This window comes from Mucilaginibacter sp. 14171R-50, from assembly GCF_010093045.1.
Taxonomy (GTDB): domain Bacteria; phylum Bacteroidota; class Bacteroidia; order Sphingobacteriales; family Sphingobacteriaceae; genus Mucilaginibacter.
This window is the reverse complement of record NZ_CP048115.1, coordinates 242,263-254,809: the sequence shown is the minus strand read 5'-3', so window position 1 is coordinate 254,809 and position 12,547 is coordinate 242,263. Positions and strand designations below refer to the sequence as shown.

Here is a 12,547-nt window from a genome sequence, read left to right as displayed (position 1 = left end):
TAGTCCGAAAGTCGGCAAAACGGTAAAGTCCGGAAGAAGGAAGTGTATATTTCTTTACTTTCGGACTTTACTGTCTTTCGGGCTTCCTAACTAAAATAAAAACGATGTCTCAAGGCTCAAATTTTGTTGATTACGTAAAGATATGCTGCCGTTCGGGACATGGAGGTGCCGGTTCATCGCACCTGCACCGCGATATTTTAACCTCGAAGGGCGGACCAGATGGTGGCGATGGCGGCCGGGGCGGCCATGTTATTGTAAAAGGTAACGCCCAGCTATGGACTTTGCTTCACCTTAAGTTCCGCAAACATGTGATAGCCGGCGATGGCGAGTCGGGCGGGAGTTCCCTGCGGTCGGGAAAAACCGGTCGCGATGAGATCCTTGAAGTGCCGTTGGGTACCATTGCCAAAAACGCCGAAACAGGCGAAGTGCTATTTGAGATAAGCGCCGACGGCGAAACAAAAATATTGGCGCGTGGCGGCCGTGGCGGCCTGGGTAACTGGCACTTTAAAACTGCCACGCAGCAAACCCCGCGTTTTGCCCAGCCCGGAGAAGATGGTGAAGAGGACTGGAATATTCTTGAGCTTAAACTACTGGCCGATGTTGGTTTGGTAGGCTTCCCCAACGCGGGTAAATCAACGTTATTATCGGTAGTATCTGCCGCTAAACCCGAGATAGCCGATTATGCCTTCACCACACTGGTACCCAATCTGGGGATCGTATCCTACCGAAACAACAAATCGTTTGTGATGGCCGATATACCGGGTATTATTGAGGGGGCATCGCAGGGCAAGGGTTTGGGTATCCGTTTTTTGCGTCATATCGAACGTAACTCTGTATTATTGTTTATGGTACCGGCTGATACCGGCCGCACTATAAAAGAGGAGTACAGCATCTTGTTAAAAGAACTGAATGAATATAACCCCGAACTGATGCATAAGCCCCGCGTGCTGGCCATAACCAAAGCCGATATGCTGGACGATGAATTGCAGCAGGAAATGGAAAAAGAGGTGCCGGCGGATATCCCCTATGTATTCATATCTTCTGTAGCCCAAAAAAACATTACCGAGCTTAAAGACCTGCTCTGGAAAGAGATCAATAAATAATTTTTTTTATCGCCTGCCAAGCGTAAATATAAGCAGTGCTGTGTTCAGTAGCAATAACGCCGGCTGTACCCAGGTGTTAAAGCTTTGCAGATTGTCTGACCGGATAGCGCGCTTGTTTTGCGCGATATATACAATGTCGCCGTTTTGAAGTATGGATCGTGGGTCGGATAAAGAATTGATATTACTCAGGTCAATTTCAGTTACGTTCTGAAGTTTCCCCTTGCCCCGTATAATTTTGATATTTTTTTCGTTGGCCGCAGGCGTTAAACCCCCAGCCTGGCCAATCATTTCAACCAATGTTGTGTTGTCTTTTACGATCGGAAAATTGCCCGGCGACCTTATTTCGCCCAGTAACGTTACCTTTAAGTTTATAACTTTTAACTCAATTATCGGGTCTTTTAAAAGGCTTTTGCGGTATAGGTCTTCAATAAGCTTTGTGGCCTGGCTGCGCGTTAAGCCGGCAACCTGAATATGGCCTAAAGCCGGCAAAGCCACGGTACCATCCTCTTCCACCTGGAAGGTTTGCCCTTGTCCGGCAGTAGTATTAGCCGAGGTGGCTGATACGGGCATCTCATCAACAATATAACGCAGGCTTTGCAGGTTCCTTATTTGTAAAATATCCTGTGGCTGTATTTTGTAACTTAAGGTTGCAGGCATTTGTTGTGCTGTATCGGCAATGGTCGACGCCCGTTTTTCAAACAGTATCTGGTTTTGCTTATATGAACATGAACAGCCGAGCGTTATTATGAAGGCAAAACAAATAAAATATAAAGCACGCATATATATTATTACCGCTTAATGTTACTGATAATTAGGCAGCAATTCCAAAATTACATATTTTGCACCTAAATAAGTGTATTATCCAACGTGCATTACCCTAAAATATCTGTAATTACTGTTTGCTATAATGCCCAAAGCACTATTGAACAATGTATACGATCGGTGGTCAGCCAGGACTATCAGGACATCGAGTACATCATCATTGACGGGGCGTCCACAGATAATACCGTTTCTATAATCGAAAAATATATAAAGGATATCCGGCTATTTGTATCAGCGCCCGATAATGGCATTTACGACGCCATGAATAAAGGCATAGCTTTAGCCCGGGGCGATGTAATTGGTATACTTAACGCAGATGATGTGTTTGCGGGTAACCATATTTTAAGCGATATAGCCCAGGCCTTTGCCAGCAATGCGGCTGATATTGTTTATGGGGATCTGGACTATATCAAACCCGGCAAGGGGATCGTTCGCAAATGGCGTGCGGGGCAATACAAAAAAGGGATGTTTAACCGGGGCTGGATGCCGCCGCACCCTACCTTTTATTGTAAGCGGCAGGTATTTGACAGGTTTGGTAATTACAGCCTGGAATTTGGCACCGCTGCCGATTATGAGCTGATGTTGCGGTTTATGCACTTGAGGCAGGTGCCATCGTTTTATTTGCAGCAGGTGTTTGTAAAAATGATGGTGGGCGGGGTTAGTAACAAAAATATTATTAACCGTATTAATTCTTTATTTTTCGACCTGAAGGCCATGTATCGCAATGAAATAATATTTCCGCCTATTGCATTGCTGTTCAAGCCATTGGTAAAAATTGTTCAATATTTTTAATTTAAAATGAAATTAATACATTTGCTTTATAATTGCCCCTAACAATTAATTTAAATGCCGGAGTATTTTAGCACGTATTACTTTGTATACTATTTACTAATTATAGCGTTCTCTACTCTGGTAACGGTTCTCGCGATCCCTTCCATTTTGCATGTTGCCCGCACCCGGCACTTATATGATGATGTTGGCCATTTCCGCAAACAGCATGACCACGGCATACCCCGTTTAGGTGGGGTGGCAATCTTTGTAAGCTTTACCATTACTTTATTATTATTCAGCATTATAGATAAAACCATACCGGTTAGTTATTTGCTGGCGGCCAGCATAGTGTTGTTTATAATGGGCTTAAAGGATGACCTTTCGGGGGTAAATTCAAGCACAAAGTTTTTTATACAATTTATAGTAGCAACCATCCTGGTTATCCTGGGCGATATACGCTTTACCAGTATGTATGGTGTACTGGGTATTTATAATATATCATATGTTATAAGTGCTGTATTGTCTATCCTGTTTATTATCCTTATTATAAATGCCTTTAATTTAATAGATGGTATTGACGGCCTTGCCGGTACTACCTGCATTATCGTTAATGGTACCTTCTCTGTTCTTTTTATATCAATAAGGCATTACGAACTGGCAGCGGTATCGCTGAGCATAGCCGGTGCTACATTTGGCTTTTTACGCTTTAATTTAACACCTGCCAGGATATTTATGGGCGATGCGGGGTCTTTGCTCATCGGCCTGATATCAGCAATTATGGCGGTTAAATTTATCGAGCTTAATAAAATTACGGAGGGTAATACATCTGCTGTCGTATCGGCACCCGCTTTAACATTCGCTATATTAATGGGGCCTATTTTTGACACCCTGCGTGTGTTTGTATTGCGTATTGTTAAAGGCAAATCGCCGTTTACTGCCGACAGGAACCACATACATCACCGCGTACTGCGGCTGGGCTATACCCATTTGCAAACCACGCTTATTTTAGGTGCTATTAATATTATACTGATTATTATGGCGTTTGCGTTTGCCCACCTGGGTAACTTTATGCTCATCGTAATTATACTCTCAAGCTCTGTTTTATTTAACTGGGCAATAACGTTCCTGCTTAGGTCAAAAGAGCGCGACAAGGTGTCCCTGCGCAACCTTTTTGCATAACGCCCCCGCACGCTATTTAATTTGCTAATTTTGCATCCTTAACTTAACATAAATGAGGATCGCTATAAACGGTTTCGGCCGTATAGGCCGTATATTTCTGAGAACCATTCTTGCAAAGCCGGGTATTGTTGTGGTGGTTATAAACGACCAAACCGACACCGCTACGCTTGCCCACCTGTTTAAGTACGACTCTGTTCACCGTGGCTTTAAAGGTACAGTTACTGCCGATGAGGAAAACCTGTATGTAAATGGCAACACTATAAAAGTACTACGCCAGGCCGACCCCGCATTGCTGCCCTGGAAAGAACTGGATATCGACCTGGTAATAGAATCTACAGGCAAATTCATAAGTCGCGAAGGTGCATCAAAGCATCTTACCGCCGGTGCTAAACAAGTTATCATATCAGCCCCGCCGGCAGATAAAAGCATACCAACAGTTGTTTTGGCCGTTAACGATGGCGCGGTCGACCTACGATCGCCTATACTGTCAAACGCTTCGTGTACCACCAACAATGTGGCTGCCATGGTTAAGATACTTGATGATAACTGGGGAATAAAAGATGGGTATATTACCACTGTACACTCTATGACCGGCGACCAAAACCTGCACGACGCCCCGCATAAAGACCTGCGCAGGGCAAGGGCCGCGTCTGCGTCAATCATACCCACAACCACCGGGGCCGCAAAGGCCATTACCAACATATTTCCACATTTAGAAGGCCGGTTGGGTGGCGCGGGCATACGTGTACCGGTGCTTAACGGCTCGTTAACCGATTTTACCTGCAGCCTAAAAAAAATGCCAACCGTAGCCCAAATAAACGCCGCCTTTAAAGCCGCCGCCCATGGCTCCATGAAAAACGTACTGGAATATACCGAGGACCCTATCGTATCGACAGATATTTTAGACAACCCGCATAGCTGCATATTTGACGCGCAGTTAACATCGATAGTTGGCGGATTGGTAAAAGTGGTGGGCTGGTACGATAACGAGATGGGTTACAGCAGCCGCCTGGCCGACCTGGTTGAAAAAATAAGCCAATTGTCCGCATGATAAAATTTATTACTGCCGATGAGGTGCTGCCCATACGCAACCAGGTATTACGCGACGGTAAGCTAACACTTGATGAATGCCGTTTCCCGAATGATGATGCAGAAGAAGCTTTCCATGTGGGGTATTATAAAGATGGTGAACTGGCCTGCATCGCGTCTTTTCATCCAATGGCGTATAAGGATATGGGGGGCAAGGCGTACCAGTTAAGGGGTATGGCCACACTGGAAAAATATCGGGGCAAAGGCTATGGTACCATGCTGGTTAATTTTGCTATTACCTACCTGCGGGGGCAAAAGGTAAACTACCTTTGGTGCAATGCACGTAAAAAAGCGGTGCCATTTTATTTAGGGGTCGGTTTCGAGATCATTTCTCAGGAGTTTGAGGTACCCGGCATTGGCCCGCATCATGTAATGTATGTTAAGATACAATGAAATTTTGATGAAAACATAGCACCTTTTTAACTTTTGGGTTGGGTTTTAAGATAAATTTCGACAAATTGCCCCGTTCGTAAAAATTATAACATCAAATATGAAGACAATAGATCAGATCAGTTTTAACGGTAAAAGAGCGCTTATCCGTGTAGATTTTAATGTGCCTTTGGATAAAGACTATAACATTACCGATGATAACCGTATGACCGCCGCGTTACCAACCATTAAAAAGATATTGAAAGATGGTGGTGCCGTTATCCTGATGTCGCACTTGGGCCGCCCTAAAAACGGGCCTACCGAAGAATTTAGCCTAAAACATATAGTACCTCACCTGGCCGATCTGCTGGGCCAGCATGTAGATTTTGCCGACGATTGCATTGGCGAACAAGCTGTAGAAAAAGCCAAAAACCTGGAAAAAGGCGAAGTGCTTTTGTTAGAGAACCTGCGTTTTTATAAAGAGGAAGAAAAAGGTGATAAGGATTTTGCCGAAAAACTGTCAAAATTGGGCGATGTATATGTAAACGATGCTTTTGGCACAGCTCACCGCGCCCATGCCTCAACCGCTGTTATAGCCCAGTTTTTCCCCGAGGCTAAGTTTTTTGGTTACCTGATGGCTGCTGAATTAAACAACGCCGAAAAAATATTGAATGATGCCCCTAAGCCATTTACGGCTATCATGGGCGGGTCTAAAGTATCTGATAAAATTGAACTGATTGAAAAGCTGCTGGATAAGGTGGATAACCTGATCATTGGCGGGGGTATGGCCTATACCTTTGCCAAAGCCGACGGTGGTACCATAGGTACGTCGCTGGTTGAGGCCGATAAGCTTGACCTTGCTTTGAGCCTGAAGCAAAAAGCAAAAGAAAAAGGCGTTAACCTGCTGCTGCCGGTTGATAACGTAATTGCCGATGCTTTTTCTAACGATGCCAATACTGATGTTGCCAAAACAGGCCAGATCCCCGATAACTGGATGGGACTTGATATCGGCCCCGAAACGGTTGAACTATTCAGCAAGGTGGTTGAAGAATCAAAAACTATCCTTTGGAACGGTCCGATGGGTGTATTTGAGATGGAGAAGTTTTTGGTGGGCACTAAAGCCATTGCCGAAGCGGTGGCCAAAGCTACAGAAAATGGCGCTTTTTCATTAATAGGCGGTGGCGATTCGGCTGCTGCGGTAGCCAAGTTTGATATGACAGCCGATGTTAGCTACGTATCAACAGGCGGTGGCGCTTTGCTGGAGTATATGGAAGGTAAGGAATTGCCTGGCGTTAAAGCGATAAACGAAGACTAATTGTAATAACAAGCGAGGGCAGCCATTCAAATGGTTGCCTTTTTAATTTAACCCGCCGTTATGACCAAAAATTACTTAAAGGCATCAGTTGTACTGCTACTGGTTTGGAGCGCGTGCAATAATCCGAAAAAAGATAAAGCCGAAAAAGTTGAGGTGATAAATCTGAAGACTGACGATGAAAAGTTTTTGGCACTTAAAGATACGGCGCAGGCTAAGCTGAATATCTTTCTGGATAGCCTGAAACCCCACGCGCTTGATAGCAACTACCGGTTTTTGGTGAAATCGGATTTTGCGGAAGGCAAAGATCACGAACATATGTGGAGCGTTGTTTACAAATATGCCGATGGAAAATTCACGGGAATATTTGCAGACTCGGCAGTATATTTAAAAAACATTAAAATGGGCGACCACGTGCTGATCAATCAAAAAGATGTGGAAGACTGGGCCATATACGATTATAAGCGAAACACCGATATGGGTAATTTCTCTGATAAATACCTCCGTAGCAAGCAGGGTAAATAACTTTAGTAACGATTTTGTGCAGGGCGCTGATTTATCAGCGCCTTTTTTGTTTTATTCATTACTTTTAATGCTATCAATCCATTACAATGAAAAGAACTTTACTTTTTGCTTTAAGCTTTGTGCTTTTGGCTTTCAATTCTTTCGCGCAAAGCGATGCCGCTTACATAAAAGAGAACTATACCAAGTTTGAATACCAGATACCCATGCGCGATGGCAAAAAGCTGTTTACATCGGTATACGTACCAAAAGATCAGACCAAAAAATACCCCATCATGATGGACCGCACCTGCTACAGCGTTGCACCATACGGGGTCGATAAATATAAAGGCAGCCTTGGTCCCTCAAGCCAGTTTACACACGATAGTTACATTTTTGTTTACCAGGATGTACGCGGGCGCTGGATGAGCGAGGGCATTTACGAGGAGATGACTCCCGAACTGGAAGTACACAAAACCACTAAGGATGTTGATGAGGGCACCGATACGTATGATACCATAGACTGGCTGCTTAAAAACTTGCCAAATAACAACGGTAAGGTAGGGGTATGGGGGATATCTTACCCAGGTTTTTACACCACAACTGCTTTATTGAGTCGTCATCCGGCGCTGGTTGCCGCGTCGCCGCAGGCGCCTATTGCCGATCTGTACCGAGATGACGCCTTTCACAATGGCGCGTTTATGCTGGTAGCAAACTTTGGTTTTTACCCCGGCTTTACCAACAGGCAGGATGATAAGCCAACCCAACGCCGCGCAAAGGGTTTTAACCCGGGCACCGAAGATGGTTATAAATTCTTTTTGGATATGGGCAGCATGCGCAACTCCAATGTAAAATATTATAAAGATACCATCCGCCTGTGGAACGAGATGATGGACCACCCCGATTACGACCAGCACTGGAAAGACCGTAACGTGCTAACCCACCTGCACGATATTAAAACCGCAGTACTGGTTACCGGCGGCTGGTACGATGCCGAAGACTTATACGGCGCTATCAACACTTATAAGGTATTAGCTAAAAAGAACCCAACCACGCCCGTTTACTTTGCTATGGGCCCATGGGTGCATGGCGGCTGGGCGCGCGGAAACGGCGACCACCTGGGCGATGTTGGCTTCGGCTGGCCAACCGGTTCGTTTTACAGGGAGAAGATAGAATTCGCGTTTTTTAGTCATTACCTGAAAGGCACCCCGCTGGATATGGCAAAGGTGAACACCTTTGAAACCGGCGTAAACGAATGGAAAACCTACAAATCCTGGCCGCCTGTTGAAGCGCAGGAGAAAAATCTGTACCTGTTGCCGGGCGGTAAGCTATCGTTTACGGCGCCCGTAAACACTAAAGATGATTTTAAAGAGTTTGTATCAGACCCGATGAACCCGGTACCTTTTATTGATGGTATTGATTTTGACATGAAACGCGAGTACATGACTGCCGACCAGCGTTTTGCCGAAAAACGCCCCGACGTGTTAACATATAAAACCGAAGTGCTTGATAAAGATATTACCATTGCAGGCAACATTTGGGCAAACCTAAAGGTGAGCACCACCGGCACCGATGCCGACTGGGTGGTAAAAGTGCTGGATGTTTACCCTGATACCGCCACAGCTGGTAAATTTACAGGTAAGGATGTGCAAATGGCAGGCTACGAGCAAATGGTGCGCAGCGAGGCCATGCGCGGCAAATACCGCAACAGCTTTAGCAAACCCGAGCCGTTTGTGCCCGGCAAAGTAACCCCGGTAAACTTCGAACTGCAGGATGTGCTGCATACCTTTAAGAAAGGGCACCGAATTATGGTGCAGATACAAAGTACCTGGTTCCCGCTAATCGACAGGAACACACAGCAGTTTCAGGATATCATGAAGGCTAAGGATACCGACTTTAAAAAGGCTACACATAAGGTGTATACATCAAAGGCGCACCCAAGTTATTTGAAGGTGAGAGTGTTGTAAGGCCGAATATGTAATTGTTTGATTATCAGGTGTTCATGAGTGTTCACGGTGTTCACGTGCGGCGAACGTGAACACCTGCCTATCCAAATTCGCTGTTGCGGGTGTTGTTGGCACAGTTTTAAAGGTAAAAACGATGAACCTTACAACCGTTTTATAGCTTATTGTTGTTTGTTTTTTTTGTAGAAGTACGGCATTTACTTATTTTTATACTAATGAAACCGCACATCAATATCACCGCCATACAGCACATCGGCATCCCGGTAACCAACATCGGCGATTCGCAAACGTTTTATGAACGGCTGGGCTTTACCAAGGCTATGCTGGCCGGCTTTATGGATGGTGGCCGGCCAGGTACATGCGTAATGATGCGGCGCGGCGAAATGCTCTTAGAGTTATACCAGTTACCCGAGCCTCAGCTACAGGAGGTACGAAATCGTAAGAACGGACATATAGACCATATAGCTTTCAATGTAGAGAATATTGACGAGGCTTTTGCTGAGATAAAACGTACCGGGTTCAATATTATTGAACCAGAACCCGTATTGTTGCAGTTTTGGGCAAAGGGCTGCCGTTATTTTAATATAACCGGCCCCGACGGCGAACGGCTGGAATTTAACCAGATACTTTGATCGTTCTCAATAAAATGTTCGATAACGTTTTTATACATGGGTGGTTGTAACTATGTTTACAGTAATTACCATTGGCGTAATTAATCTAAAAGCCGGTAAATCATGAACTTATGGTAAAAAAAGGATTGCTCTTGGGGTGCTTTGTTTTAGCATCATTATCATCGTTTGCACAAAAGGCACAAATAACGCCCTACCATGAACCCTATCGTCCACAGGTGCATTTTTCGCCTAAAGAACACTGGACGAACGACCCAAACGGCCTGGTATATTATAAAGGTACATATCACTTGTTTTTTCAGTATTACCCCAAAGCAACGGTTTGGGGGCCAATGCACTGGGGCCACGCCGTGAGTAAAGATCTGATCCACTGGAAACAGTTGCCTATTGCATTATATCCTGATAAGCTGGGCTATATATTTAGCGGCAGCGCGGTTATAGATAAAGATAATACATCCGGCTTGGGCACTAAAGATAAGCCTGCCATGGTTGCCATATTTACCCATCACGACCCGAAAGGCGAGAAAACGGGTTCTACAAAATTTCAAAATCAAAGCCTTGCTTACAGCTTAAATGAAGGCCTTACCTGGACAAAGTATAAGGGCAACCCGGTGCTCAAAAATCCGGGTATCAGAGATTTTCGGGATCCGAAAGTTTGCTGGTATGCCCCCGGTAATAAGTGGATAATGACCCTTGCCACTAAAGACAGAGTTACCTTTTACTCATCGCCTAATTTAAAGGAGTGGAAAAAAGAAAGCGAATTTGGCCAGATGCTTGGCGCGCACGGCGGCGTTTGGGAATGCCCCGATCTGATATCGCTTAAACTAAATGGTAAAGAATATTGGGTGCTGCTGGTTAGCATTAACCCGGGCGGTCCAAATAAAGGTTCGGCTACGCAATACTTTGTGGGTCATTTCGACGGGGGGAAATTCACGCCGATAGGCAGCCAAACCAAGTGGATAGATTTCGGGCCCGACAATTACGCGGGCGTAACCTTTGGCAATACAGGCGCTCGCAAAGTGTTTTTGGGTTGGATGAGCAATTGGCAGTATGCCAACCAGGTGCCAACCCTGAAGTGGCGCAATGCGATGACCATACCGCGACAGCTTTCTTTAAAACTGATGGCCGGCGATATCTGGCTCGCCTCTAACCCGGTTGAGGAATTGGATAAAATAGTTACCAAAACCATTAAGGTAGACGCAGGCCTGCTGGCAAAAGACAACAATATCTTTTCGGTTATCAAACAAACGCCTGCACAATACCGGCTAAAATTTAATACCCGGGCCGTAAAAGATTATTCGGTTATTTTATCTAACGGTTCGGGCGAAAAACTGGTTATAGGATATGAAGCCAAAAACAGCCGCTATTATATCGATCGAACCAAAGCAGGCCAAAGCGGCTTTAGCCAAAATTTCGCGGCTGTACTCTACGCCCCGCGGGTATCATTATCACCTACCTCAAATTTTGAGCTGCTGGTAGATGCGTCGTCTGTAGAATTATTTGCCGATGGCGGGTTAAGCAACCTTACCTCCCTTTATTTCCCTAAAAAGCCATATACCCGTTTAAGCATCGTCAACAACGGTATGGAGATTGAACATTTACAGATCCAGCCGCTCCAATCTATCTGGCAATGACGGGGTTATGGCCTGACAGGTAAAAAGCTATACTTGTATCTATATGAGCCTGTTTGAAAAGTGTAGGTTATAGTAAAACCCTGTTTAACAGGTTTTCCGTTAACTGTAGCGGGTTGCAAATTGGGCAGCGAGCGTAGCTTGGAAATCAATGCCTGTGCAAGATCTGAATACCCCGGATCGCGGTTTTTTAACTTAACAATAGCGCCTCGTTCGTTTACTTCACCATCTAATGTTATCTGCCCGCTTATCGACCAAAGATTGCCGTTTTTTATAAAGGCGTTTGTTAGTTCTGCTATATGGTCATTAAAAGATGAGGTTCCTCCTATATACGAAGCATTAACAACTGACCCGGGCTTTACGCCATTGCAAGGCGTTAAGGATATTTGGAGTTTTTCGGCATTTGTAAAAGGGAATATATCCGGGGAGATCAACACCATTCTGGACACATCATGATACTCCGAAACGGAGGTACTGCCCCCTTGAAAAACGCCATTTTTATAAACCTCGGTTGTAAGGTCGCTGTCGTCAGATGTTTTTTTGGATTTCCACTTTCCCTCAGGTTTGCCATTAAGCAGCTTTCCTTTCCAGTATATAAAGCCCATATCTGCCCGGTAGGTTCCGTTGCCGTTGTTTACGGTCCTGTTACCTTTGGCATCCCATTCATCAATAATTTTAATGTCCTTGCCATCCGCCTCAAAAGTTATTTTGGGTTTGCCGTTATCATAAAAAACCTCCCATCTCCCGTCAAAAAGCCCGTTCTTAAAATTGCCCTTTGCCTGCAGCCTACCATTTAAATAATTGATGGTAAACGGCCCTTCCTTAAGGCCTTCGGACGTGTATGTGCCCTGGGTGATCAGCAGGTTAGCATCGGCCTTGCTTACATCTCTGAATGGCCCGGTATATTTTCTGCCTTGAATATTCACATGCGCATAGCGGTAAACCTGGCTGCAGCTATCTTCAATCAGGTTAAAGTCCTCGTTAAAGCTAAGGCGGGTGCTGTCACCGCTGATAAAATCAAATCGGATGCTTCTTTGAACCGGAGGCGTAACTTGTTGTGCCAATGCGGCGCATGCGCAGAATGCTGTGAAAAAGGTAATTAGGAATGATCTCATTGCGGCGGTTTGGTACCTGTAAAGTACAAATATTTACCAATTAATGCCAATTGTTTAAATAT

General features: G+C 44.9%; 12 protein-coding genes. 10 read left to right on the top strand and 2 right to left on the bottom strand.

The features are described 5' to 3' along the window. The first annotated feature begins 104 nt into the window (after positions 1-104). Positions 105-1,103, top strand: coding sequence for a GTPase ObgE (obgE, locus tag GWR56_RS01120; protein ID WP_162429361.1), 999 nt, complete (start codon positions 105-107; stop codon positions 1,101-1,103). A gap of 6 nt (positions 1,104-1,109) precedes the next feature. Here the strand turns inward: obgE and GWR56_RS01115 are convergent, their stop codons facing one another. After that, positions 1,110-1,883, bottom strand: coding sequence for a polysaccharide biosynthesis/export family protein (locus tag GWR56_RS01115; protein WP_162429360.1), 774 nt, complete (start codon positions 1,881-1,883; stop codon positions 1,110-1,112). Positions 1,884-1,970: 87 nt separating this feature from the next. On the opposite strand from GWR56_RS01115, the gene GWR56_RS01110 reads away from it, so the two are divergent. The 9 genes from GWR56_RS01110 (at position 1,971) to GWR56_RS01070 (ending at position 11,373) form a co-directional block, all read left to right on the top strand. After that, positions 1,971-2,717, top strand: coding sequence for a glycosyltransferase family 2 protein (locus GWR56_RS01110; RefSeq protein ID WP_162429359.1), 747 nt, complete (start codon positions 1,971-1,973; stop codon positions 2,715-2,717). 54 nt (positions 2,718-2,771) lie between these two features. Next, positions 2,772-3,875, top strand: a complete 1,104-nt coding sequence (locus GWR56_RS01105; protein WP_162429358.1) for an MraY family glycosyltransferase — start codon at positions 2,772-2,774, stop codon at positions 3,873-3,875. Between the two features lie 52 nt (positions 3,876-3,927). Then, positions 3,928-4,926 (top strand): type I glyceraldehyde-3-phosphate dehydrogenase, encoded by a 999-nt coding sequence (gap, locus tag GWR56_RS01100; protein WP_162429357.1) that lies wholly within the window; start codon positions 3,928-3,930, stop codon positions 4,924-4,926. Further along, the gene (locus tag GWR56_RS01095) at positions 4,923-5,357 is read left to right on the top strand and encodes a GNAT family N-acetyltransferase (protein WP_162429356.1); all 435 of its coding nucleotides are present in this window, start codon (positions 4,923-4,925) and stop codon (positions 5,355-5,357) included. Before gap ends, GWR56_RS01095 begins: the two co-directional genes overlap by 4 nt. 97 nt (positions 5,358-5,454) lie before the next feature. Continuing rightward, positions 5,455-6,648: a phosphoglycerate kinase gene (pgk, locus tag GWR56_RS01090; protein ID WP_162429355.1), complete on the top strand. Its 1,194-nt coding sequence runs from the start codon at positions 5,455-5,457 to the stop codon at positions 6,646-6,648. A gap of 60 nt (positions 6,649-6,708) precedes the next feature. Further along, on the top strand, positions 6,709-7,170 hold the full coding sequence (locus GWR56_RS01085; protein ID WP_162429354.1) for a DUF2314 domain-containing protein: 462 nt from the start codon (positions 6,709-6,711) through the stop codon (positions 7,168-7,170). 86 nt (positions 7,171-7,256) lie between these two features. Then, positions 7,257-9,113 (top strand): CocE/NonD family hydrolase, encoded by a 1,857-nt coding sequence (locus tag GWR56_RS01080; protein WP_162429353.1) that lies wholly within the window; start codon positions 7,257-7,259, stop codon positions 9,111-9,113. 212 nt (positions 9,114-9,325) lie between these two features. Then, entirely contained in the window at positions 9,326-9,742 is a 417-nt protein-coding gene (locus GWR56_RS01075) for a VOC family protein (RefSeq protein WP_162429352.1), read from the top strand. Positions 9,743-9,852: 110 nt separating this feature from the next. Continuing rightward, positions 9,853-11,373: a glycoside hydrolase family 32 protein gene (locus tag GWR56_RS01070; protein ID WP_162429351.1), complete on the top strand. Its 1,521-nt coding sequence runs from the start codon at positions 9,853-9,855 to the stop codon at positions 11,371-11,373. Between the two features lie 5 nt (positions 11,374-11,378). Here the strand turns inward: GWR56_RS01070 and GWR56_RS01065 are convergent, their stop codons facing one another. Beyond that, positions 11,379-12,485 carry a toxin-antitoxin system YwqK family antitoxin gene (locus GWR56_RS01065; RefSeq protein WP_162429350.1) on the bottom strand — a complete coding sequence of 369 codons (1,107 nt, stop codon included), beginning with the start codon at positions 12,483-12,485 and terminating at the stop codon, positions 11,379-11,381. Positions 12,486-12,547: the final 62 nt, after the last annotated feature.

Coding starts and splice junctions, on each gene's coding strand:
- obgE (WP_162429361.1), top strand. CDS start 105: ATGTCTCAAGGCTCAAATTTTGTTGATTACGTAAAGATATGCTGCCGT.
- GWR56_RS01115 (WP_162429360.1), bottom strand. CDS start 1,883: ATGCGTGCTTTATATTTTATTTGTTTTGCCTTCATAATAACGCTCGGC.
- GWR56_RS01105 (WP_162429358.1), top strand. CDS start 2,772: ATGCCGGAGTATTTTAGCACGTATTACTTTGTATACTATTTACTAATT.
- gap (WP_162429357.1), top strand. CDS start 3,928: ATGAGGATCGCTATAAACGGTTTCGGCCGTATAGGCCGTATATTTCTG.
- GWR56_RS01095 (WP_162429356.1), top strand. CDS start 4,923: ATGATAAAATTTATTACTGCCGATGAGGTGCTGCCCATACGCAACCAG.
- pgk (WP_162429355.1), top strand. CDS start 5,455: ATGAAGACAATAGATCAGATCAGTTTTAACGGTAAAAGAGCGCTTATC.
- GWR56_RS01085 (WP_162429354.1), top strand. CDS start 6,709: ATGACCAAAAATTACTTAAAGGCATCAGTTGTACTGCTACTGGTTTGG.
- GWR56_RS01080 (WP_162429353.1), top strand. CDS start 7,257: ATGAAAAGAACTTTACTTTTTGCTTTAAGCTTTGTGCTTTTGGCTTTC.
- GWR56_RS01075 (WP_162429352.1), top strand. CDS start 9,326: ATGAAACCGCACATCAATATCACCGCCATACAGCACATCGGCATCCCG.
- GWR56_RS01070 (WP_162429351.1), top strand. CDS start 9,853: ATGGTAAAAAAAGGATTGCTCTTGGGGTGCTTTGTTTTAGCATCATTA.
- GWR56_RS01065 (WP_162429350.1), bottom strand. CDS start 12,485: ATGAGATCATTCCTAATTACCTTTTTCACAGCATTCTGCGCATGCGCC.